The sequence below is a fragment of the Novacetimonas hansenii JCM 7643 genome, assembly GCF_000964405.1.
GTDB lineage: Bacteria > Pseudomonadota > Alphaproteobacteria > Acetobacterales > Acetobacteraceae > Novacetimonas > Novacetimonas hansenii.
On sequence record NZ_BANE01000182.1, the window covers coordinates 1 to 24,000 of the forward strand.

19 protein-coding genes are annotated in these 24,000 nt (G+C 60.1%); 11 read left to right on the forward strand and 8 right to left on the reverse strand.

Annotation, left to right across the window (positions count from 1 at the left end; all coding sequences use genetic code 11):
- Positions 1-202: 202 nt before the first annotated feature.
- Positions 203-865, reverse strand: coding sequence for a dienelactone hydrolase family protein (locus B7G66_RS12390; RefSeq protein WP_040511632.1), 663 nt, complete (start codon positions 863-865; stop codon positions 203-205).
- A 473-nt stretch (positions 866-1,338) separates the two neighbouring features.
- On the opposite strand from B7G66_RS12390, the gene B7G66_RS12395 reads away from it, so the two are divergent.
- From B7G66_RS12395 to B7G66_RS12405, 3 genes are all read left to right on the forward strand, one after another.
- A complete protein-coding gene (locus B7G66_RS12395) occupies positions 1,339-1,629 on the forward strand; it encodes a co-chaperone GroES (protein ID WP_003618201.1) in 291 nt (96 codons plus the stop codon).
- A gap of 58 nt (positions 1,630-1,687) precedes the next feature.
- On the forward strand, positions 1,688-3,337 hold the full coding sequence (gene groL / locus B7G66_RS12400; protein ID WP_003618202.1) for a chaperonin GroEL: 1,650 nt from the start codon (positions 1,688-1,690) through the stop codon (positions 3,335-3,337).
- Positions 3,338-3,655: 318 nt separating this feature from the next.
- Positions 3,656-3,859 (forward strand): cold-shock protein, encoded by a 204-nt coding sequence (locus tag B7G66_RS12405; RefSeq protein WP_003618203.1) that lies wholly within the window; start codon positions 3,656-3,658, stop codon positions 3,857-3,859.
- A gap of 23 nt (positions 3,860-3,882) precedes the next feature.
- On the opposite strand, the gene B7G66_RS12410 is transcribed toward B7G66_RS12405, so the two are convergent.
- Complete coding sequence (locus B7G66_RS12410) at positions 3,883-6,846, reverse strand: ATP-dependent DNA helicase (protein WP_040511634.1); 2,964 nt, start codon at positions 6,844-6,846, stop codon at positions 3,883-3,885.
- Positions 6,847-6,975: 129 nt separating this feature from the next.
- On the opposite strand from B7G66_RS12410, the gene B7G66_RS12415 reads away from it, so the two are divergent.
- The 3 genes from B7G66_RS12415 (at position 6,976) to B7G66_RS12425 (ending at position 11,586) form a co-directional block, all read left to right on the forward strand.
- The gene (locus B7G66_RS12415; protein ID WP_003618205.1) at positions 6,976-8,592 is read left to right on the forward strand and encodes a lysine--tRNA ligase; all 1,617 of its coding nucleotides are present in this window, start codon (positions 6,976-6,978) and stop codon (positions 8,590-8,592) included.
- Positions 8,593-8,737: 145 nt separating this feature from the next.
- A complete protein-coding gene (locus B7G66_RS12420) occupies positions 8,738-10,708 on the forward strand; it encodes a lysylphosphatidylglycerol synthase domain-containing protein (protein ID WP_003618206.1) in 1,971 nt (656 codons plus the stop codon).
- Between the two features lie 215 nt (positions 10,709-10,923).
- Positions 10,924-11,586 carry a MarC family protein gene (locus B7G66_RS12425; protein ID WP_080545507.1) on the forward strand — a complete coding sequence of 221 codons (663 nt, stop codon included), beginning with the start codon at positions 10,924-10,926 and terminating at the stop codon, positions 11,584-11,586.
- A gap of 75 nt (positions 11,587-11,661) precedes the next feature.
- Here the strand turns inward: B7G66_RS12425 and B7G66_RS12430 are convergent, their stop codons facing one another.
- The 5 genes from B7G66_RS12430 to thpR all read right to left on the reverse strand — a co-directional run bounded on the left by B7G66_RS12430 (position 11,662) and on the right by thpR (position 17,774).
- Positions 11,662-12,252, reverse strand: a complete 591-nt coding sequence (locus B7G66_RS12430) for a uracil-DNA glycosylase family protein (protein WP_003618209.1) — start codon at positions 12,250-12,252, stop codon at positions 11,662-11,664.
- A gap of 8 nt (positions 12,253-12,260) precedes the next feature.
- Positions 12,261-12,965 (reverse strand): NAD-dependent deacylase, encoded by a 705-nt coding sequence (locus B7G66_RS12435; protein ID WP_040511639.1) that lies wholly within the window; start codon positions 12,963-12,965, stop codon positions 12,261-12,263.
- Positions 12,966-13,092: 127 nt separating this feature from the next.
- The gene (locus B7G66_RS12440) at positions 13,093-14,493 is read right to left on the reverse strand and encodes a c-type cytochrome (RefSeq protein ID WP_003618213.1); all 1,401 of its coding nucleotides are present in this window, start codon (positions 14,491-14,493) and stop codon (positions 13,093-13,095) included.
- Between the two features lie 51 nt (positions 14,494-14,544).
- Complete coding sequence (locus tag B7G66_RS12445; RefSeq protein WP_040510494.1) at positions 14,545-16,767, reverse strand: PQQ-dependent dehydrogenase, methanol/ethanol family; 2,223 nt, start codon at positions 16,765-16,767, stop codon at positions 14,545-14,547.
- Positions 16,768-17,234: 467 nt separating this feature from the next.
- Positions 17,235-17,774: an RNA 2',3'-cyclic phosphodiesterase gene (gene thpR, locus B7G66_RS12450; RefSeq protein ID WP_003618216.1), complete on the reverse strand. Its 540-nt coding sequence runs from the start codon at positions 17,772-17,774 to the stop codon at positions 17,235-17,237.
- Positions 17,775-18,052: 278 nt separating this feature from the next.
- Between thpR and B7G66_RS12455 the strand changes: the two genes are divergently transcribed.
- From B7G66_RS12455 to cyoD, 5 genes are all read left to right on the forward strand, one after another.
- Complete coding sequence (locus B7G66_RS12455) at positions 18,053-18,832, forward strand: Bax inhibitor-1/YccA family protein (protein WP_003618218.1); 780 nt, start codon at positions 18,053-18,055, stop codon at positions 18,830-18,832.
- 725 nt (positions 18,833-19,557) lie between these two features.
- Positions 19,558-20,484 (forward strand): ubiquinol oxidase subunit II, encoded by a 927-nt coding sequence (gene cyoA, locus B7G66_RS12460; RefSeq protein WP_167613949.1) that lies wholly within the window; start codon positions 19,558-19,560, stop codon positions 20,482-20,484.
- 5 nt (positions 20,485-20,489) lie between these two features.
- Positions 20,490-22,484, forward strand: a complete 1,995-nt coding sequence (gene cyoB / locus B7G66_RS12465; RefSeq protein ID WP_003618224.1) for a cytochrome o ubiquinol oxidase subunit I — start codon at positions 20,490-20,492, stop codon at positions 22,482-22,484.
- Positions 22,484-23,089, forward strand: coding sequence for a cytochrome o ubiquinol oxidase subunit III (cyoC, locus tag B7G66_RS12470; protein ID WP_003618226.1), 606 nt, complete (start codon positions 22,484-22,486; stop codon positions 23,087-23,089). The genes cyoB and cyoC overlap by 1 nt, the downstream gene beginning before the upstream one ends.
- The gene (gene cyoD / locus B7G66_RS12475; RefSeq protein WP_003618229.1) at positions 23,089-23,421 is read left to right on the forward strand and encodes a cytochrome o ubiquinol oxidase subunit IV; all 333 of its coding nucleotides are present in this window, start codon (positions 23,089-23,091) and stop codon (positions 23,419-23,421) included. The genes cyoC and cyoD overlap by 1 nt, the downstream gene beginning before the upstream one ends.
- A 111-nt stretch (positions 23,422-23,532) precedes the next feature.
- On the opposite strand, the gene fdxA is transcribed toward cyoD, so the two are convergent.
- Positions 23,533-23,865: a ferredoxin FdxA gene (gene fdxA, locus B7G66_RS12480; RefSeq protein WP_003618231.1), complete on the reverse strand. Its 333-nt coding sequence runs from the start codon at positions 23,863-23,865 to the stop codon at positions 23,533-23,535.
- Positions 23,866-24,000: the final 135 nt, after the last annotated feature.

A 24,000-nucleotide genomic window follows, 5' to 3' on the forward strand; every position in this document is an offset into this window, starting at 1 on the left:
GGTGCCGCCTTTTTTTAAAAAGGCGGCGTCTTCTGAAGCTTTTTAGAAAAAGCTTCACAAAAAACATTTATAATTTCAGTAGGTTATCAAATATAACTTTCAAACAGTCTCTCAAAAAATCTTTTCCACTTCCTTAAATCAAGGGGGCTGCCAAGCCGCAGTCGCGGCATCCCGGTCGCATGCCCCCCGCAGGGTATTGCGCCTACAGCCAGTGTTCAAAGAAGCTGAGGGTGCGTTGCATCGCCAGCGTGGCCGCCGTTTCGTTGTAGCTGCTGCGGTCGGTGCAGCCGAACCCGTGGTCCGCACCTTCATAGACAAAAATCTCGATGTCTTCGTGCGCTGCGCGGATGGCGTCGATGTCCCCGGCAGGGATATGGGCATCATCGGCCCCGAAATGCAGTTGCACGGGACAGTTTGGAACCCGTGCGCGTTCCGCCGCGATACCGCCCCCATACCATCCCACCGCCGCGGCGAATGTGGTGGTGCGGCATGCCGCCTCCCATGCCAGTGTGCCGCCCCAGCAGAACCCCATGACGCCCTTCTTTTCCGTTGTCAGCGCATCGGCGGCGGCGGCAAGGTCAAGCAGCGTGCCCGCAAGTGGTACCCGCGCCCGCAGCGCCAGCCCTTCCTTCATCCCATCGGCGGAATAGGGCAGGATGGCGTCGCGCTGCGCACGATCGAAGATCGCGGGGGCAATGACCTGATATCCTTTGGTCGCCAGTTCATCGCAGACCGCGCGGATATACGGGGTGATGCCAAAGATCTCCTGCACCACGACGACGGCGCGCGCCGCATCTGGCCGCCCCGCGCGATAGGCGGACAGTGTGTGCCCGTCCGTGGCGGTAAGGGTGATGATCGATCCCATATATGTCTCCCCCATAATTGATTGGTCATGCGCGATGGAACGGCCCCATGCGGCCATTGGTGAATGCAGGACCTATATCACATCCATGCCTTTGCCTGACACCGGCAGTGCCGGGGGTGTGATGGCGGTGTATCCGGGACTCGGGCCGGGGCGCGGTGGCGCAGGGGACGCATGCAGTCCGTGCGGGCCAGGGACAACGATGTGCAGGAGGATGGGTATTTTTATAATTCATTGATATATAATGATATATTTGTGGATTTCCCGCCTTTTTCTGGTGATCCCCGCAGGTGTTGGGGAAAGTTGGCCAGGAATCTTGGTGCTTCCCTTGACACCTAAAAGAGGTCTTCCTATCTGCTCTTTAGCACTCTCATGAGGGGAGTGCTAACGCGATGCGGCCTGGCGCGCGCGCCAAACCGGTGGCGTTGCTTAATTCAAGGGCGTTACCTTTTTTAGATTATGGAGCGATCCATCCAATGACGAAATTTCGTCCCCTGCATGACCGCGTGGTTGTCCGTCGCCTCAAGGGTGAGGAAAAGACAGCCGGTGGGATCATCATCCCCGAGACCGCCAAGGAAAAGCCGATGGAAGGCGAGGTTATCTCGGTCGGAGCGGGCGCCCGCAACGAACAGGGCCAGATTGTCGCCCTGGACGTCAAGGCTGGTGACCGCGTGCTGTTCGGCAAATGGTCCGGCACCGAAGTCACGATCGACGGCGAAGAGCTGCTGATCATGAAGGAAAGCGACATCATGGGCGTTGTTGCCTGAGCGTCGTACGCCTGAACCTGATCCGATTACATAACCTTTCCTGACTGGAGAAACTGAAATGGCTGCCAAGGACGTAAAGTTCGGCGATGAAGCACGTCGGCGCATGCTGCGTGGCGTGGATATCCTGGCCGATGCGGTCAAGGTAACACTGGGTCCGAAGGGACGTAACGTCGTCCTCGACAAGAGCTTTGGCGCACCGCGCATCACCAAGGACGGTGTTTCGGTCGCCAAGGAAATCGAACTGGCTGACAAGTTCGAGAACATGGGCGCGCAGATGGTGCGCGAAGTCGCCAGCAAGACCAACGACATTGCCGGTGACGGCACGACCACCGCGACCGTCCTGGCGCAGGCGATCGTGCGCGAAGGCGCCAAGGCCGTTGCCGCCGGCATGAACCCGATGGACCTCAAGCGCGGTATCGACAAGGCCGTCGGTGCGGTTGTCGAGGAACTGAAGAAGAACACCAAGAAGATCACGACGCCTGCCGAAACGGCGCAGGTCGGCACGATTTCCGCCAATGGCGAAAAGGAAATCGGCGAAATGATCTCGCAGGCCATGCAGAAGGTCGGCAGCGAGGGCGTGATCACCGTCGAGGAAGCGAAGGGCCTGCACACCGAACTCGACGTTGTCGAGGGCATGCAGTTCGATCGCGGCTACATCTCCCCGTATTTCGTGACGAACGCGGAGAAGATGACTGTCGATCTGGACAGCCCCTATATCCTGATCCACGAAAAGAAGCTGTCGTCGCTGCAGCCGATGCTGCCGCTGCTTGAGGCCGTGGTGCAGTCGGGCCGTCCGCTGCTGATCATCGCCGAAGACGTCGATGGCGAGGCGCTGGCGACCCTGGTGGTCAACAAGCTGCGTGGCGGCCTGAAGATTGCTGCGGTGAAGGCACCGGGCTTTGGTGATCGCCGCAAGGCGATGCTTGAGGATATCGCGATCCTGACCGGTGGCCAGGTCATCAGCGAAGACCTGGGCATCAAGCTCGAAAGCGTCACGCTGAACATGCTGGGCACCGCCAAGAAGGTGCATATCGACAAGGAAAACACCACGATCGTCGAGGGTGCGGGCGAAGGCGAGGCCATCAAGGGCCGTTGCAGCCAGATCCGTGCGCAGATCGAGGAAACCACGTCCGATTACGACCGTGAAAAGCTGCAGGAACGCCTGGCGAAGCTGGCCGGTGGTGTTGCCGTGATCCGCGTCGGTGGTTCGACCGAGGTCGAGGTGAAGGAACGCAAGGATCGCGTCGATGACGCGCTGCATGCGACCCGCGCCGCGGTTGAAGAAGGCATCGTTCCCGGTGGTGGTACGGCGCTGGCGCGTGCGTCCACGACGCTGGCTCACCTGCATTTCCACAACGAGGACCAGCGCGTCGGTGCGGACATCATCCGCAAGGCCCTGCAGGCCCCGCTGCGCCAGATCGCCCACAATGCAGGCGAAGACGGTGCGGTCATCGCTGGCAAGGTGCTGGAAAACGAAACCTATGCATATGGTTTCGATGCGCAGGAAGGTACCTACAAGGACCTCGTCGCGGCTGGCATCATCGACCCGATGAAGGTCGTTCGTACCGCCCTGCAGGATGCAGCGTCGGTTGCGGGCCTGCTGATCACCACCGAAGCGATGGTGGCGGAGCGTCCGGAAAAGAAGGCCCCCGCGATGCCGGAAGGCGGAATGGGCGGCATGGGTGGCATGGGCGGCATGGATTTCTGATCCATTCCACCCCGGAAAGGGGGCAGGGCGGTTTCCGGCCGGGATCGCCCGCCCCGTTTCCCAGACCCTGCGGAAACGCGAAAGAGGGGGAAGGCGGCATGTCCGTCTTCCCCCTTTTTTTATGTCCGGGGGCATTTTTTTTAGAGATGCGATTTGACAAGGGGCAGCTATTCATGCTGCCCCTATAGACAGCACGAACGACGTGAAATCCGACTGGGTGTTTTTTCCGGATGCCCTGTTTTTTTCATGACCGTAAAGGCGAGAGCCCGAATTCCCGGTATTGGGACCGGCAAAGAGGCGCAGGAGAGTATATCGGCTATGGCAACCGGAAAAGTTAAGTGGTTCAACGCGACCAAGGGTTTTGGATTCATTATGCCTGACGATGGTGGCAAGGACGTGTTCGTGCACATCACCGCAGTGCAGGCGGCGGGCCTGCGTGGCCTCGATGAGAATCAGGCTGTCAGCTACGACATCACGATGGAACGCGGCAAGGCAGCGGCAAGCAACCTCAAGCCGCTGTAAGCCTTCGCGGGCTTGCCGAAGGATCACGGCGCTGGCGGGGTGTCTGACGTCCCGTCACCGGTTTGAAGGAACCGTGTGATCTCTCGCGCCGCATGGGCCAGTCCCATGCGGTGGACCGCGACCCCTGGCGGGAACGCGGAAAGAAGGCGCGACGGGGTGCGCCGGTCCAGCAGGACAAAGACTCCACGATCCGTTTCGCTACGGATCAGGCGACCAAAGGCCTGACGCAGGCGCAGGCGCGCGATGCGGTCATCATATCGCGATGGCGCCCCACCCGACAGATGGATGCGTCGTTCACGATGCAGGATATCGGGACGCGGCCATGGCACGCGTTCAAAGACAACCAGACGCAGGGCCTGTCCGGGCACATCCACGCCGTCACGCATGGCGTCTGTCCCCAGCAGGCATGAATTGTGTTCGCTGCGGAAAATATCCACCAGCGTCGCGTTATCCATCGGGTCCACATGTTGCGCATAAAGCGGCAACCCCGCCATTTCCAGCGGCCCAGCCAGGCGCGCATGAACGTCGCGCAATCGTGATATCGCCGTGAATAGCCCCAGCCCCCCACCCCCCGAAGCCTCGAACAGGGTGCGGTATGCCCCCGCCAGCGAGGCCGGATCGTCATGGGCCACATCGGTGATGATGAAGGCGCGGCTCTGTGCCCGGTAATCGAACGGACTGGCCAGTGAGGCGCGCAGCGCGGGCATGGGCAGGTGTGCCGCCCCCGAACGCGCTTCCGCCGCCTCCCACGCGCGTTCGGCCTCTTCGTGGTTCGTGGTGTCGTTTTCATCACGCAGGGTGGCCGATGTCACCAGCAGCCCATGCGCCGGGGCGGCCAGCACGGCGGAAAAGGGAATGGTGGGGTCCAGCCAGTGGCGATAAAGCCCCACGTCACGCTCGCCAGGTTTTTGGCCTTCACGTCGGTCAAGGCGGATGAAGTCGATATATTGCGGCACCTGTCCCGGTTCGGTGGCATGTTCCGTGCCCACCGCCCCCAGCATCGCGGCCCAGCCATCAAGCCGTGCCAGCGCGCGTTTGCGGATGGCGCGGATTGCGGCCTCGATCCGTTCGCGTGACCCGCTGTCCAGCGTATCCGAATCATCCTCCAGCCGCTCCCCAAGTCGGCTGACCAGCGTGCGCAGGGGGGTAATCAGCCGTTCAAGCGCCCGTGCCAGCGTGCGCGCGGCCTCGACAAGGGGTTCGGGCACGGGATGAAGGTCACATTCCACCGCGCCACGCCGGGGGGAGGCTGGGCCGCCATGCGTGCGTGCCAGCGCCTGCCTGCGCAATAGCAGCAGCAGGGCTTCGGTCGGGTTCGACAGGACCGGTTCTTCAATCCTTTCGGGCATGGCGGCCTGCGGTGGCAGGGCCGGTGATTCGGGCTGGGGATCGTCGTCAGGCGGCTGCGTATCGGACTCGGCCAGGCGGGCGGACCAGCCGGGGGCGGGCAGGGCATGGGCGGCCATCAGGGCGGCATCAAGCGGGGTCTCAAGCTGGGGCATGCCGACCACGAGGTCATCGAGCCGCCGCTTCAGCCCGCGCGCACGTGATCGCGCCCCTTCGGCGCCCAGCAGCCAACGGCGCAGTTCGGCGGCCTCCAGCCCGGACAGTTCGGTGGAAAACGCGCTGTCGGCGGCATCCATCAGGTGGTGCCCCTCGTCAAAGACATAACGCGTGGGGATATTGTCCTCGTTGCTGGTGCCGGCCCCGTCGAGGGCATGCCATGCCGCCTGTGACATGACGAGGGCATGGTTTGCGATCACCAGGTCGGCCGTGCGGGCGCGGCGGATGGAATGTTCGACAAAGCAGCGCTGGTAATGCGGGCATGCGCCGTGGATGCACTCCCCCCGCCGGTCCGCGATCCCCGCCAGCAGGCCACGCCCGAACAGGTCGCCAAACCATCCGGGCAGGTCGCCACCCGCGATGTCGCCATCCGCGCTTTGCATTGCCCAGCGCGCGATCAGGCACAGTCCGATCATCGCCCCTGCCGCCTTGGGGCCGCGCGACAGGGCGATATTGACCGATTCTTCCATGTTGAGGAGGCACAGGTAATTTTCCCGTCCCTTGCGGATCACCACATGTTCGCGGCGCACGGCGGGTTCGGGATACAGCCGCGCCAGTTCCGATTCGATCTGGCGTTGCAGGTGGCGCGTATAGGTGCTGATCCACACCGCCGCGTCGTTACGCCTGGCCCATACGCTTGATGGCGCGATATAGCCCAGCGTCTTGCCCGTGCCGGTCCCTGCCTCTGCCAGGACCATGTGCGGTGCGCCGCGCTGCGCACGCGGGGCAAAGGCGGCGGTGGCGACATCGGCGAAATCGGCCTGTCCCGCACGGGTTCGCGCGTTGGGGCCGAGGATTTCGCCCAGTCGTGCGCGGGCCTCCGCCGGGGTGACGGGATGCGGGCCGGGTGGCGGCCGTGGGGCTGTATCCTCCCACTTTGGCAGGGTGCGCCATACCCGGATGGCGTCATTGGGCTGGAGCGGTTCGGGGGGAAAGGTCGCGCCGACATGCAGGGCGTGGCACACGCTGTCGCCCCAGGCCCATCCCATCTGGCGCATCTTGAACGCCAGTGCCGCCATCATCGGGCCATGGGGGCCATCATGTTGGCGTGCGATGCGTTCGAGCAGTTCGGCCGCCATGTCCATCAGCAGGTCTGCTTCTGCCCCCTCGACCTGGGCGCGCGGGAAATCGAGGGCACGTGCCAGTCCGCGCACCGTGGGCGGGACCGTTCGTGCAGGCATGGCGAAGGCGAACAGTTCCAGCAGGTCCAGCCATGGTGTGGGCTGTCCCGGGGGCGGCAGGTCGAGCCTGCGCGCGGTGGCGGGGGCATGGATGACCACCGGGGCGGGCCAATGCCGGAGTTCGCGCCGCACGTCCTCATGCGACAGCGACAAGATCTCGCCGTCGGGTGTCAGGACGGAACAGGTGTCGTGTCGGACAATCAGGGCAGGCGCGGTATCCGGCAGGGACGGGATGGCTGTCATGATCGTGAACATATAGGGCACATGCGTGCGGATGTCGCCTGTTGCGTGTAACGGAAGTTATCTTTGGCGCGGATTATGGTGTAAGGTGACGATTGACCCGCCCTTCCGCAATTCATAGCTTTTGGCCCCATGTCAGAACAGTATCGCATTCCCTCCTCTCCGCTGCCCAAGGCATGGCCTTTCGAGGAAGCCGCAAAACTTGCGTCCCATGTCGGTGACAGGCCCGTCAGCGCCGATCGCCCCGTCCTGCTGGAAACGGGCTACGGGCCGTCGGGGCTGCCGCATATCGGCACGTTTGGCGAGGTCGCGCGCACATCGTGGGTTCGCCAGGCCTTTACCGCCATCACCGGAAAGCCGACGCGCCTGCTGGCGTTTTCCGATGATATGGACGCCCTGCGCAAGGTGCCCGACAACGTCCCCAATCAGGACATGCTGCGTCAGTTCATCGGCAAGCCGCTGTCGCGTGTGCCCGATCCGTTCGGGACGCATGAATCCTTTGCGGCCCATAATAATGCACGGCTTCAGGCCTTCCTCGACAGTTTTGGTTTCGATTACGAATTCGCCTCCTCCACCACCTATTACGAAGGCGGGCGTTTCGATGCCGCGCTGAAGCGTGTGCTGGAGGTGCATGACGAGATCGTGGCCGTCATCGCCCCCACGCTGGGTGCGGAACGGCGCGCCACCTATTCCCCCGTCCTGCCGATCCATCCGCGCACCGGGCAGGTGATGCAGGTGCGCATGGATGCGATCGACCCGGTCGCAGGCACCGTGCGCTGGACCGATGAGGAAGGGGAGACGTTCGAGACCCCCGTCACGGGTGGCCATGCCAAGATGCAGTGGAAGGCCGACTGGGCCATGCGGTGGTATGCGCTGGGTGTTGATTACGAAATGTCAGGCAAGGACCTGATCGACAGTGTGCGCCTGTCGGGCAGGATCTGCCGCATCCTTGGCGGTCGCGCGCCGGCGGGCCTGACCTATGAACTGTTCCTTGATGAAAACGGGCAGAAGATTTCCAAGTCCAAGGGCAATGGCATCTCGGTGGAGGAATGGTTGCGCTATGCCCCGCCCGAAAGCCTGGGGCAGTATATGTTCAACGCCCCGCAGCGTGCGAAGAGGCTGTTTTTTGATGTGATCCCCAAGGCGACGGACGAATACCTCGCCAACGTCACGCGCGCCCGCACGGCGCAGCAGGCGCAGGACCCGGCCCTGTGGACCAACCCGGCCTGGTTCATCCATGCCGGTCATGTCCCCGATGATGCAGGCAGCCCGATCACGTTCGGCATGCTGCTCAACCTCGCCAGCGTGGCCAATGCCGAAACGCCGGATGTGTTGTGGAAGTTCATCCAGCGTTACGATGCCGACGCCACGCCCGCGCGCGATCCCATGCTGGCCCGGCTGGTGGATCACGCCATCGTCTATTACGCGGATTTCGTCCGGCCGACGAAGCAGTACCGCGCGCCTGAAGGCAAGGAACGCGCTGCCCTGTCGGATCTGGCGGAAGCCCTGCGCGGGATGGATGCGGCCACCGCCACGCCCGACGATTACCAGAACCTGGTGTTCGAAATCGGCAAGCGCCATGGGTTCGAGCCGCTGCGGAGCTGGTTCGGCTGCCTTTACGAAGTGCTTCTTGGACAGAAGGAAGGGCCGCGTTTCGGGATTTTCATCGCACTTTACGGTGGCGGCGAAACCGTCGCCCTGATCGAGGCCGCCCTGACCCGCAGCGTGCCGCAGGCCGCCCAATCGTAGGCATGCCGGGGGTATCGCGTCCCATGGGACCATATTTTCCGTGACGCCGGGCTTTCCCCCGTCACATCCGCCCAGGCCATGCCCCTGTGCTGAAGGAAAAGAGGTAACGGGCTGGCGCAAATGGGTGCGGCACCTTCCCCATGCCATGGGGCTGGTGCTGATGGTCGCCGCAATCATCGTGGTGCAGCGTGAAATGCGCCACCTGCACTGGGCTGATATCCGTCACGCGCTGGTGGGGATTCCGGCGGCGACCCTGTGGACTGGGGCGGGCATGACCGTCCTGTCCTATGTCGTGCTGTCGTTCTACGACTGGCTGGCGGTGCGCCAGATCGGGCGCACGATGCCGTTCCGGCGCACCGCCTTTGCCGCATTCTGTTCGTATGTCCTGTCGCACAACCTTGGCTTTTCAGCCATTTCGGGGGCTGCCGTAAGGTTCCGCCTGTATGGCAACTGGGGCCTGCGCCCGCTGGAGGTCGCGCAGATCATTGCGTTCTGCTCCGCGACTTATTTACTGGGGGCGGCGGTCCTGATCGGTGGTGTCCTGCTGTGGGAACCGGAAATGGTGCCGGTGGTGGGCGCCCACGTGCCCCATCTGCTGCTGGAGGCGGTGGGCCTGCTGCTGTGGGGGGGCGTGGGGGGGTATATCCTGCTGGGCCGATGCCTGAACGAGGTCACGTTGTGGCGGTGGACCATTACGTTTCCATCCTCTGCCATGGCGGTGGCGCAGACGGTGGTTTCCGCGGCCGAGGTGGCGGCGACGGCGGGCATTGCCTACATCTTCCTTCCCGATGCGCCGGGGCTGGGTTATGGCGTTTTCCTTGCGATCTATATCGCGTCCTATACGGCGGGGCTGGTGGCCAGTGTCCCCGGGGGGCTGGGTGTCTTTGACGGGGCAATGATGCTGGCGCTGGGGGGGTATATGCCTGAACCGCGCATCATTACCGCCATCCTGATTTTTCGCCTGTTCTACTATATCATTCCGCTGTTCCTTGCTGGTGTGATGTTTGCGGGGCACGAACTGTTCCTGCGTGGCGATGCGGTGCTGCTGTCGCGCAAGGCCGGTGGCGACAGCCCCGCGCGCGGGCCGCGTACCACACGCCCAAGTGTCGTTATCCGGGAGAGCGAGGCAGATTTTTCCGTCGCCGTGGCTACCGGGGCGGTCTCGCTGTGTGGCGGGGTGCTGATCGCGCTGACGATCCTTGATCCCGAAACATGGGACAATGCCGCCGGGTGGCTGCATACGCTGTTCGGCATGGCGGGGGATTACCTGCTGTCGCTGATTGGCGTTGCGCTGATCGGGCTGGCCATTGGCCTGTCACAGCGCGTGACGTTGGCATGGAAGGTCACGCTGGGCCTGCTGGCGGCGGCGGCGGGATTGACGCTGTTACGGGGGTCGCCACTGCTGATCCCGGCCCTGATGGCGCTGGTTGCGATCCTGATCGCACCGTTTCGCAATTCCTATTACCGTCATGCCCGCGTGCTGAGTGAGCCTTTGTCCTTTCCCACGGTCATGTCACTGCTGCTGCTGATCGCATGCGTGGTCGTGCTGGCCTGTGCCGGGCCGCATGACGCGCTGGGCGGAAGCTGGTGGGAAATCATGCTGTTCGCGTCTTCGTCCGGGGTTGGGCGCTGGACAATGGGGCTGGCGGTCATGTTGGGATTGTTGATGATCATGCGCCTGATCCGGCCGGGACGTATTGCCATTGTCCCATGGGATGCGCAGGGTCAGGCCCGTTATCACATGCTGGACCATGCGATCGACGCGGTGGGCGCGGCGTGGCGGCCATCGGGCCTGATCGTCGGCGCGCGGGGGCAGGCGTTGCTGCCGTTCGTGCGGCGCGGGACATTCCTGATCGGGCTGGGCGATCCCGCAGGCAATGCAGAAGATTGCGTCTCCGCCATATGGTGGTTGCGCGACCTGGCGGTGCAGGAGGGGCGCCAGCCCGCCTTTTGGTGTGTGGGGGCGATGTTCCTGCCGGTTTATAACGATTTGGGACTGACGGCCTGGCCATTGCCGGTTTCGGCGCAGAAGGCCCATTCTCCGGGAATGGAGACTTTCTACCTGTGCGCACGCCCGAATGATGCGCGTCTGCTGCAATCGCTCATGCATAACTAGGGGTAGATATGGCATGTATCAGCGGATAAGCCCTGTCTGCGCAAAGGAATCCATTTCGTTCCTTCTCCCCCGGGGATAAGTGCAGGCAAAGTCTGCCTGGCGTGTTGACAACCAGTGCAAGCCGAAAGAAGGCATGAAGCGTGGCCGTTTCCCATGATGTCCTGAGCCATCTGAGCGTTCCTATCGGCTTGACCAGTGCATCCGGGGCGTTCCTGATGGCGTTCCCGGCGCTGTTTTCCATCGTCAACCCGTTGGGGGCGGCGCTGATTTTCGCGCAGGTCACGGACGGGCGCAGCCGGGCGGAATGTCTGGCGCTGGCGCGGACCGTGGCATTCTATTCCGCCATGCTGATGATTGCTTCCATCTGGATGGGGGGGACAATCCTGTCCTTCTTCGGCATTACGATCAATGCGTTGCGCATTGCGGGTGGCCTGGTGGTGGCGGTGCGGGCATGGGCGTTGTTACAGGCCCCAGAAACCGAAGAAGCACGCAAGCAGGCGCAGGCCAGTCAGGGCGGGCTGAGTGCCGCGCGTTCGAATGGCATGGAACTGGCGTTCTTTCCGCTGACGATGCCCTTTACCGTCGGGCCGGGCACCATTGCTGTGGCCATCGCGCTGAGTTCCGAAGGCTCGGCAGGTGTCAGCACGGTCATGTTCTATGGCATCCTGTCCGCTGCGGCCCTGGCCGTTGCATGCATCATCTGGGTTGCCTACGCCTATGCCGAGCAGTTGATGGGCCTGCTGGGGACAACCGGGACGCGTATTGTCTCGCGCCTTGTGGCATTGATCCTGCTGTCGATCGGGGTACAGATCCTGATTTCAGGCGTGCAGGGCGTGGTCCTCTCAATGGCGCATAACATCGTGCAACTGATGCACTGATCCCCACAGGGGAAATGGTCGCGTGCAACCATGATCTCTGTTGCCAGACCCTTGTTCATTTTCAGATTGTCGCCCTTACAGGAACGCATGCACCTCCCTGCGCAGGGCAGGCAGGACATCCGTGCCAAACCATGGGCTGCGGCGTTCCCACGCGCCTGTCCGCCACGAAGGATGTGGAAGGGGAAAAAAACGGGGCAGGTAATCACGGTAATGGCGCACGCGATCTTCTACCTTGCCCGGCCCCAGAACATGGTTCTGCGCATAGGATCCGACCAGCAGCGTCAGGCGGATATCGGGCATCAGGGCCAGTACCCGCTCACGCCATAAGGGGGCGCATTCGCGACGTGGCGGGCAATCGCCCCCCTTTGGCAGGCGGCCGGGATAGCACATGCCCATGGGCATGATGGCGATGCGTGCTGAGTCGTAAAAGGTCGCCCGATCAATGCCCAGCCATCCCCGTAACCGGTCGCCAGATGCATCGTTAAAGGACTGTCCCGTTTCATGAACACGGGTGCCGGGCGCCTGGCTTGCGATCAGGATGCGCGCGGTTGGGGAGACGTGCAGGATGGGGCGTGGCCCCAATGGCAGGACGTTGGCACAGGTGGTGCAGGCCCGGATTTCCGTTACCAGACGTTCCAGCGCCCCGGCATCCGTGGGGGGTGTCATATGTTCTGTCATGTTCCGGTCACGTCGCGCACCCATCGTGACACCGTTTTTGTGGCGGGGCCAAGCACCGTTTGATCGAACAGGTCCGTCCCCGCAGAAGGCTGAAGATTGAATTCCATGGTGTCGGCATGGGGGCTGGCCTGCTGCACAAATCCTGCGGCAGGATAGACCACGCCCGACGTGCCGATGGCCACGAACAGGTCACATGCCTGCAACGCCGCCGCGATCCGGTCCATGTGATAGGGGATTTCCCCGAACCAGACGATATCGGGCCGTAATTGGGGCCGATGGCAGGCCGGGCAGGGCGTCTGTGGCAGGCAGTCGGCATGCCATGATGGGGTGGCCCCGCAGGCGGTGCAGCGTACCCGCATCAGTTCCCCATGCATATGCACGACATCCCGGCTGCCCGCGCGTTCATGCAGGTCGTCGATATTTTGTGTGACGATCAGGATTTCGCCGTCCCACCTGCCGGTGGCGGCGCATTCCTCCATATGGGCAAGGGCCCTGTGGGCCGCATTTGGCTGCACATCAGCCAGCCCGGCCCGCAAACCATTATAGAATCGATCCACCCGCATGGGGTCACGCGTGAACCCTTCGGGTGTGCAGATATCGGCAATCCGTTCATGATTCCACAATCCGTCTTCGCCGCGAAAGGTCTGAAGACCGGACTCCTGGCTGATCCCGGCGCCCGTCAGGACGACAATGCGTTGCATGGGGCCTCCCATCTTCATGGTGATCTGTGTCGGTGCAGTGTGGACGATCAGCACGCATAAGAAAACCGCCGCAGACATGGTCTGCGGCGGTCCCTGGTAGTCATGATCGGTATGGGGCCGATCAGTTTTACTGTGCGTTGTCCACACCCGTGTGCGTCTGCGGCGCAAACGTCCAGCCATGGCCGTAAGGCTGCGGCTGGAAGACAAGCCATCCGCTGCTGGTGGAGTTCCAGCCTGCGCTGGAGACCGGAGCCCCCGTATCGCGCAGCTTGGTAACGTCGGCGGCAGTGACGGTGCCCTGCGCCTTGTTGCCCCAGCTGGTGCGGATGAAGTTGACGACGTCCGCGATCTGCTGTGCCGACAGCGACTTGCTGTAGCCCGGCATCGCCACGGCGGACGGTGCCCAGTTGCTCGGCGGCAGGACGCCACCATGCGTGATCACGTTCACCAGCGACGTCGGGTCGTCGGTCACGACAACCGGGTTCCCAGCCAGCGGCGGGAACATACGCGGCACGCCACCACCATCGTTACGGTGACAGATGGCGCATTCCTTGACGTAGGTATCTGCGCCCGGGATGCTGGAAATGTTGCCCGAAGCCAGCGTGTTCGCCGTGGTCGCGTCATAGCTGTAGGGGGCCTGTGACGGTGGAACCGGCGGCAGGCTCTTCAGGTATTTGGCGATGGCATGCAGGTCGTCATCGGTGAAGTACTGCGTGCTCCATGCCACGACATCGCCCATTCCGCCAAAGACGGCCGAATGGTCGATACGACCGGACTTCAGGAACAGATAGATGTCATCCTCAGACCAGCGGCCCAGACCCACGTTCGGGTCGTTGCGCAGGCTGGGGGCGACCCAGTTGTCGATCGGTGCGCCACCGGACAGGAAGTCGGGACCACCCGACGCATCCAGCGCCTTTTCCTGCATGGCAAAGCCACGCGGGGTATGACACGCACCGCAATGCCCGGCACCCGTCACAAGATATTCGCCCCGTGCAACCTCGGGATCCGTACCGGGGGCCGGCGTGAAATCCTTGGGCGAGGGGGAGAACATCATACGCCAGATCGACAGCGGCCAGCGCATGGACATCGGCCACGAAATCTCGGGCTGCTTGTCCGGCTGCGCCACCGGCTGCACGCCATGCATGAAATATGCATACAGCGCGCGGGTATCGTCCTTCGTCATGCGGGAGAAGGAAGGATAGGGCATCGCCGGATACAGCGTGGAACCATCCTTGCGGATGCCATGACGAACGGCTTCGTCAAATTCCTCGTAGGTGTAGCGGCCGATACCATATGTGGGATCGGGGGTGATGTTGGTCGAATAAATCGTCCCGATCGGGCTCTTGATTTCAAGCCCGCCGGCATACGCCGTTCCATGCAGGGCCGTGTGACATGCCACGCAGTCACCCAGCCTTGCGACATATGCCCCTTTCTGGACCAGCTCGGCATCGGGCGTCTGCGCCAATGCCGTGCCAGCCAGCAGACTAAGCGCTGCCGCGCCGAAAGTCACCTTAAGCCTGTTGATCATTATGTTCACCATCATGCGTCGCGTTGATGCGAAAAATTAAAAAAAGCGGGTTTACGGCAGCTGCTCGGGGATACCGGCTGCGTTCTTCCGCGCATCAACTTCCCGCTGGTAGGTTTCATTCGCACGCTTGATCAGGAACTGGCGAATATCCTCGATCTCGTTCGGGTTCATGTTGCCGTCAAAGCGATCCATGCCGTATGCGGTCAGCGCACCGCGACCAACAACATTGTAGAACGCATCGGTGTGGCGGATGGAACCGGACCAGCGCAGATCAGGCAGCACACCACCACCTTCGGCGTTATCGCCATGGCAGGCCGCGCAATAGGTCTGGAACTGGAAGTAGCCGTTATCGGTGCGGCTTGCATCGAACTTCTCAGGCGGCTTGACTGGCACGAAGCCCTGGTCGTTCTGCTTCGGCAGCGGACCACCCTTGCCGTCGAGCGAGAATGCAATCACGTGGGAGTGGTTGACCGTCCAGCCGCTGGTGCGCGCAAGGCCACCAAGGAAGAACGGATAGATGCCGCCCCAGCCCACTTCAACCGCAACATACTGCTTGCCCTTGGCAAGGTAGGTCACAGGCGGTGCGATGATGCCGCTATCCGCTGCAAAGTGGAACAGGTCCGTGCCGTTCGTGGCGTCATACGCATGGAATTCACCATTCGCCAGCCCCTGGAACAGCAGATCGCCACCAGTCGCCAGGATACCACCGTTCCACGGGCCCTTGTGGTCAACGCGCCACGCTTCGGCCTGCTTCTGCGGGTCCCATGCCAGGATATAGCCCTTCAGATCCTTGACGAAGGCAGCCTTCGCTTCGGGAGAGTCGGGGATACCGACCTTGTTCATGTCAAGGCCAAGGTTCCAACTGTCGGGATGGGCCAGGAAGCCGCCCTTCTGGTTGGTGTACAGGAACGGAACCTGCTGCGCCGGGATATAGACCAGGCCCGTCTTGGGGCTGAAGGCCATCGCTGCGAAGTTGTGTCCGCCCAGATCGCCCGGAATGCCGTACCAGTCCTTGCCCGTAAGCGTATACAGCGCGTCGGGGTTATAGATCGGACGACCCGTCTTCGGATCAAGGCCGCTGGCCCAGTTCACATAGACGTAGTTCTTGCCGGAGATGAACTCGCCGGTCTTGGCGTCGATGATGTAGAAGAAGCCATTCTTCGGCGCATGCACGATGACATGGCGGGTTTCACCATTGATCGGCAGGTCAAGCGTCATGATCTGCTGAACCGAGGTGAAGTCCCACTGGTCCATCGGCGTTTCCTGGAAATGCCAGACATATTCGCCGGTTTCAGGCTTCAGCGCGACGATGCTGCCCAGGAACAGGTTGTCGCCCTTGCCTTCGGAACGGTACTTGTAGTTCCAAGGAGAGCCGTTACCCACGCCAAGGTAGACCAGGTCGGTCACGGGATCATAGACGATGGAATCCCATACGGTGCCGCCGCCGCCCTGACGGGTCCAGGCGCCGGTCGGGCTCCAGGTCTGGTAGGCCTTGTTCATCAGCACGCTGTCGGATGCTGCGTGATCGGGCTCGTTCTTGGGGTTGGGAACCGTAAAGAAGCGCCAGTCAACCTTGCCGGTTTCCGCGTCGAACGCGGTGACAAAGCCACGGGCACCGAATTCGGAACCACCGTTACCGATGATCACGCGGCCCTTGGCGATGCGCGGAGCGCCATCAACCGTATAGGAACGCTGCTTGCCGAGTTCGGCTTCGGGGGGGATGGTGTTCACGCTCCAGACCAGCTTGCCGGTCTTGGCGTCCAGGGCGATCAGGCGACCGTCGAACGTGCCGAAATAGACCTTGCCATTCCAGTACGCCGCACCGCGGTTGACGGTGTCGCAGCAGCCCTTGTCGGCGATGTTGCCTGGCACGCGCGGGTCATACGACCACAGCAGCTTGCCGGTGGCGGCGTCGATCGCCTTCATCATGCTCCAGTTGGTGGTGGCATACATGACGCCATCAACAACCAGGGGCGTGCCTTCCTGGCCACGGTTGGTATCGAGATCCAGATACCAGGCCAGCTTGAGGTTTCCGACATTGGAACGGTTGATCTGATCCAGCGGGCTGTAACGCTGTTCAGAATATGTGCGACCATAGGTCATCCAGTTACCGGGATGATCATCCGCATGGATGATCGCTTCGCCCGTCTGGCCCTGACCCTCATCAGCGGAAAATGCCATGTTGGCGTAGCCGGAGACGAGAGCCGCACATATCGTTCCGGCTGTAAGCGTTCTGCTCAGAGAACGTCTTTTTCCGAAAACGGCAGAAATCATATGTGATGTCCTCAGAAAACTAACGGTTTCGAATTCGGGACGCCGCCGCTGCAACTTTCCGCCGGAGGGCGCTTTTCATATCCAGGGGCAGAAGCGGGGCCATAAATCCGGCCCCAGTCACTACACGTCCCCAAGGGATTGAAAAACCGGCCTTCGACAGGGAGAAAAAGCAGGTAGTCCGTTTCATCCGAACATACCGGCGGGATTACATACGTCTTCTGACATTTTAGTGTTCGAGTTCACTAAGTTGTGAACAAGCTGTCGCATAAGCAATGATTCATACAAGATGAACCGTATGTAATATTTTGACATCTCACTGTTTTAAAAGGATATTTTTTATATTCGTCGCAGGTGGCATGTCATGTGTCGGCAACTTTATATGCCAATATCGTATTTCATATATTCGTATAAAATGTGACCACGCGGTATCGCGCGGTCATCTGTTTCGAAAGTGATGCAACTTTGCGTCAGGGACTCAGGTCGTAATCCTCAAGCACTTCATAGGCGGGGGATTCCTTTCCCCGCAGTGACCTGTAGAGGGAGAAGGTGCGGATGGCGGTCGCATCGCCCCCAACCATCGCATGACGTCCCAGCCATGTCGCCAGACGGGTCGCATCGGGGTAGGGGATCGACCCCAGGGTAATATGTGGAACGAACCGTCGGTGCCGTTCACCCAACCCGACACGCCGCATCGCGGTATCCACCTTGCGCTGGAGATGGAGGAGGGAGTCGTTGCGTACGATTCCCATCCACAGGGTCGCCGGTGCGCCGGGACGTTCAAACAGGCCGGGCGCATCGGCAAGGAGGTCGAACGCAGGGGCATGGATGGCCGACAATGCATGATGGATGTCCTCCATCATATGGCGGTCCGTAACCTCCCCGATGAAGCGCAGCGTCAGGTGGTAGGTTTCGGGGGGCACCCAGTTCACCTCGGCCAGGCTGCCGCGCAGTGTTGCAAGCCGGGTGGAAAGTGGATGGGGAATCCCCAGGGCAATGAAAAGTCTCATCAGGCGGCCCCATCAGGTCAGGTGGAATGGAAATGCCAGCCATATCGGGCCATGGGGGATTATTGTCCCGCATCCCGGGCCAGATGATGCTAGGTTGTACTATATACTACTGTACGTATCTATGGCGCTGTGACCTTTACCGGCTATCATGCCCGGACAAGGGGCATGTGTTGCCATCTTTTAATGTGTTGGCCACGCGAACGTTCTTGAAGCCTCTATAGGATGCCCCAACATTCAGGGATGACACGTTCGCATGACGTGGATGAAGGAAACTTGAAATGGCTTTTGGCCCGGATTCGCGAACTTTTGCCAGACCCACGGCAAATGGTGCTGCCAGTTCCATTGATATGGGACTGCGCGCCTATATGTTGCGCGTTTATAACTGGATGACTTCGGGGCTGGTGCTGACAGGTCTGGTGGCTTACCTGATCGCCCATAATGCCGCGTTGCAGACCCTGTTCTATCAGGTGGTGGAAACGCCGGCGGGCAACGCCGTGCGCCCCACCGGGCTGGGTATGCTGGCGATGATTGCTCCGTTGGGATTCGTGCTGGTGATGTCGTTCGGTGTGAACCGGCTGTCGTTGCAGGCGGTGCAGGGGCTGTTCTGGCTGTTCTGTGGCGTGATGGGGTGCAGCCTGGCCAATATCTTCCTGGTGTTCACCGGGGTTTCGATCACCCGCGTGTTCTTCATCACGGCGGCAACCTTCGCCACGATGTCGATCTGGGGATATACGACACGTTCCGACCTTACCCGTTTCGGGTCGTTCCTGATGATGGGGCTGTTCGGGCTGGTGATCGCCGGACTCGTGAACATGTTCCTGCACAGCCCGGCCGTTTATTTCCTCTACAGCGTTGTTGGTGTCCTGCTGTTTGTCGGGCTGACCATGTTCGATACGCAGCGCATCAAGTTCACCTATCAGCAGTACGCAGCCTATGAGGGGCCGGAGATGGCCGCCCGTCGTTCGGTTTATGATGCGCTGGCGCTGTATCTGAACTTTATCAACCTGTTCCAGTTCATGTTGCAGTTCATGGGTGTGCGTAGCAACAATAACGACTGAGGTTCCTGCGCACGATCATTGTCCGCCCCCTGATTATGTATGCGGGGATGCCGGGCGCGAAAGACTCAGGCATGGGCCCGTCACGGAAGTGGCGGGCTTTTTTCGTGTTATGGCCCCCGATATGGAAGAGTCATGAACGTGACGGGAACATTTCAGGGCATTTCGGAACAAACGATGTTCGAAATAAGACTTATTCATTATAAGAAACAGTTAGTTGACAAGAGTGTGATGGACAAGAAAAACAGTTAATTCGTTGTTTTTAGGCGATAAAAAAATATATCTACCCGACATTGAAATCTATTGAAATATTATGTGAAGGCTTGCTTATGAAGGGGTTCAGGTCGGATAACCCTTGAATAGAGAAAACATGTGAAAGGGAATACGGCACGAAAAAGGTACGCTTCAAGACACAGGACGGCATCGCGATTACCGGTCCGATCTGCCCTGACAGAAAACAGGATTGATATCTGATGGGCTGGATTGATCGAAATCATGGTCAGCCGGTCGGCAACCAACTCATGACAGATGCAAACCGAAAAAAACCATATGTTTGATTTTCGGGAGTTGACGAAGGTGCGATGTCGCTGTTGTGGGACGTTGTTGCCTGCATGAATGCAGATGCAGGGCCCGTGGCGTGCGTATAACGTGACCGTTGTTGTTAGTGCCCGTGGATGAAGCGAGGATGTGAGCGAAATAGGGTGATGTCGAAACCAACGAGGCGTGAGATGAAGAAAAAAATCTTGCCAAGATTATCGAAATTAATGTGCTTGTCCTCCGCAGCCCTCCTGGCAGGATGCGACTGGGATACGCTGAACCCCAAGGGTGTGATCGGGCTTCAGGAAAAGAACCTGATCCTGACGTCCACCATTGCGATGCTGCTGGTTGTTATTCCGGTGTGTATCCTGACCCTGGTATTTGCCTGGCATTACCGTCAGTCCAATACCTCGGCCGAGTACCTGCCGAAATGGTCGCATTCCAACAAGATCGAAGTGATTATCTGGGCCGTTCCCAGCCTGATCATTCTGTTCCTGGCTGTGCTGACCTACCAGACCTGCCATTCGTTGGACCCGTACAAGCCGCTTGAGGCTGATGCGAACACCAAGCCGATCCATGTCGAAGTGGTGGCTCTGGACTGGAAGTGGCTCTTTATCTATCCGGATGAAGGGATCGCCACGGTCAACCAGATGGCGATGCCGGTAAATACGCCGGTTGATTTCCGGATTACCTCTGATTCCGTGATGAACTCGTTCTTCATCCCGCAGCTTGGCACCATGATCTATGCCATGGCGGGCATGCAGACACAGCTTCACCTGATTGCGAACGAAGCTGGCGATTTCCAGGGGGAATCCTCCAACTTTAGTGGTCGCGGCTTCTCCGACATGCGTTTCCGTGCGCTGGCAATGCCGGCGGACCAGTACAGCGCGTGGGTGGAAAAGGTGAAGGCTTCGTCCGAGCAGCTGGACAGCGCAAGCTATCCCAAGCTGGCCGCCCCGAGCGAGGCGAACCCGGTCGAGTACTTCTCGCATGTCGATGCAACTCTGTTTGACGATATCGTTGCCAAGTACAACAACGGCATGGTCATGGATAAGAGCACCGGCAAGATGCTGCACATGCAGCAGTCCGCAATGTCCGACATGAATATGAAGGAATAGGACAGATGTTAGGAAAATTAACCTGGTCGGCCATTCCTATTGATGTGCCGATCCTTGTAGGGACCTTCATCGGTGCCGCGATTGCGGGACTGGCCGTTCTGGGTCTGATCACCTATTACGGCAAATGGGGCTACCTGTGGCGTGAGTGGCTGACCTCGGTCGATCACAAGCGTATTGGTGTCATGTATATCGTGGTTGCGCTGGTTGCGCTGTTCCGCGGTTTTGCCGACGCCATCATGATGCGTACGCAGCTTGCGCTGGCCTATGCCGGGAATCCCGGTTATCTGCCGCCGCACCATTATGACCAGATCTTCTCCGCCCACGGCACGATCATGATCTTCTTCATGGCCATGGCGTTCATGCAGGGTCTGATGAACATTGTGGTCCCGCTGCAGATCGGTGCGCGCGACGTTGCCTTCCCGTTCGTGAACACACTGAGCTTCTGGATGACGACCATCAGCTTCCTGCTGGTCAACGTCTCGCTGTTCATTGGTGAGTTCTCGCAGTGCGGCTGGCTTGCGTATCCCCCCCTGTCCGAACAGCAGTTCAGCCCCGGCGTCGGTGTTGATTACTATATCTGGGCGGTGCAGCTGTCGGGTGTCGGCACGCTTCTGACGGGTGTGAACTTCTTTGCGACGATCGTGAAGATGCGCGCGCCTGGCATGGATTACATGCGGATGCCGGTGTTCACCTGGACCATCTTCTGCACGACCGTGCTGATCATGGTGGCCTTCCCGATCCTGACCGTTGCGATGGGTCTGCTGGGTCTTGACCGTTACCTGGGCATGCACTTCTTCACCAATGATGGTGGCGGCAACCAGATGCTCTATCTGAGCGTGATCTGGGGCTGGGGCCATCCCGAAGTGTACATCCTGGTGCTGCCTGCTTTTGGCGCCTTCTCTGAAATCACCCAGACCTTCTCCCGCAAGCCGCTGTTCGGCTACAAGACGATGGTGTATGCCACGGCCTCCATCATGGTCCTGTCGCTGGTTGTGTGGGTTCACCACTTCTTCACCATGGGTGCCGGCCCGAACGTCAACGCGTTCTTTGGCATCATGACGATGGTCATCGCGGTCCCGACGGGCGTGAAGATCTTCAACTGGCTGTTCACCATGTATAAGGGCCGCGTCGAATTCCACGCGACCATGTACTGGGTCATCGGCTTCATGATCACCTTCTCCATCGGTGGCATGACCGGCGTTATGCTTGCGATCCCGGCTTCGGACTTCGTGCTGCATAACAGTCTGTTCGTTATCGCCCACTTCCATAACGTGATTATCGGTGGTGTGTATTTCGGCTACGTCGCGGCGATGAACTTCTGGTTCCCCAAGGCTTTCGGCTTCAAGCTGAATGAAGCATGGGGCAAGCGGGCGTTCTGGTTCTGGTTCGTTGGCTTCTACTTTGCGTTCATGCCGCTGTATGTGCTGGGCTTCGACGGCATGACCCGTCGTATGAACCACTACGACAACCCCGCATGGCATCCGTGGCTGCTGATCGCGGAATTCGGTGCGGTCCTGATCGCCCTGGGTATCGTGTGCCAGCTGACGCAGCTGTATGTTTCGATCCGTGATCGTAACCTGGCTGAAAACCGTGACATGACGGGCGATCCCTGGAACGCTCGTACCCTGGAATGGTCCACGTCTTCGCCGCCGCCGTTCTACAACTTCGCGGTTCTGCCGGTTGTTCATGAACTCGATGCGTTTGCCCATGACAAGGAAGCCGGTATCGACACGCGCTCTGCGGGTGCTGATTACCAGCCCATCCATATGCCGAAGAACACGGCCTGTGGTTTCCTGATCGGTGCGTTCAGCTTCATCCTTGGCTTTGCAGCTATCTGGTGGATCTGGTGGCTGGCTGCTGTTGGTCTGATTGGTGTCATCGCTACGGTGATCGCCCGTTCGTCCGACAACGATGTCGACTACTATGTGCCGGTTTCCGAGGTTGCCCGCATTGAAAACGAGCATACCCACAACCTTATGGCAGCACAGGCAGCAGAATAATGGCGCATAATATTACTGCTGATGCGGCCCACGCCCACGAAGAACACCACGAATCTCCCGTGGTGTTTGGGTTCTGGCTGTATCTGATGACGGACTGCATCATCTTCGGCACGCTGTTTGCTGTGTTCGCGGTGCTGCGGACCCAGTTTAACGGCGGACCGAACGGTCATGAGGTCTTTGAACTGTCTGGTGTCGGAATTGAAACGGCGATCCTGCTGTTCAGCTCCATCACCTACGGTTTCGGCATGATCGCCGCACACGCGAACAAGATCAGCACGATGCGGGTCTGGCTGGGGGTTACCTTCCTGCTGGGCCTGGGCTTCCTGTTCATGGAAATCCGTGAGTTCTCTCACATGATTGCCGAAGGCAACGGCCCGGATCGCAGTGCGTTCCTGTCGTCGTTCTTCACGCTGGTTGGCACGCATGGTCTGCATGTCACCTGCGGCCTGCTGTGGATGGCGGTCCTGCTGTTCCAGACGGCTGGCAAGACCGAGCTGAACGAGCGCATGATCGGCAAGCTTACCTGCCTCAGCCTGTTCTGGCACTTTCTGGACATTGTCTGGATCTGTGTTTTCACCTTTGTCTATCTGATGAGTGTGGTCTGATGGCTGATGCACATACATCCTCTGCGGGTGAGAGCCACGGGAGTGTAGGGTCTTACCTCACCGGGTTCGTAATTTCTGTTCTGCTGACGGCTGCGGCCTTCGGTCTGGTGATGGCGCATACGTTCTCGCCGTCCGGGACCATGGGGGCGATCACGCTCCTTGCCGTGGTGCAGATCGTTGTTCACCTGATTTTCTTCCTGCATATGAACGGTTCTTCCGAACAGCGCTGGAACATCATGGCCTTTGCTTTTACGGTCGTGACGGTTCTGATCCTGGTTGGCGGCACGATCTTCATCATGCATGACACCTCGATCAACATGATGTCGCGCTAAGCGATATCAGCCCGGTCCGGATATCCCCTGGGGTATCCGGGCAATGGTCAAAAAAAGGGCCGGCGAGGATTTTCCTCGCCGGCCCTTTTTGATGGGACGATGTTGCCGGGATCAGTTTTTGTGCGGTTCGGGCGACAGCAGTTCGGCCTTGTTGGGCTTGTCCTTCCATTCTTCCGCATCGGCGGGGGCATCGCCCTTGCGGGTAATGTTGGGCCATACACCTGCGTATTTGGCATTGATTTCCGCCCATGCGGTGGCACGGTCATCACTGTCGGGAAAGATTGCCTCGGCCGGGCATTCCGGTTCGCACACGCCGCAGTCGATGCATTCGTCCGGGCTGATCACCAGGAAGTTCTCACCTGCATAGAAGCAGTCGACGGGGCAAACCTCGACGCAATCCATGAATTTGCAGCGAATGCAGTTTTCGGTGACCACATAGGTCATCGCCTATCTCCGATCATTATTTACAGGCCAAAGCAGTATATCTTCAGCCAGGGACATGAGATGAGGGCGCCAGCAATGGGCAGAAAACCTCATCCGGAATGGGCGAAGATATGAGAGGGTTTTGCCATTGTGGCA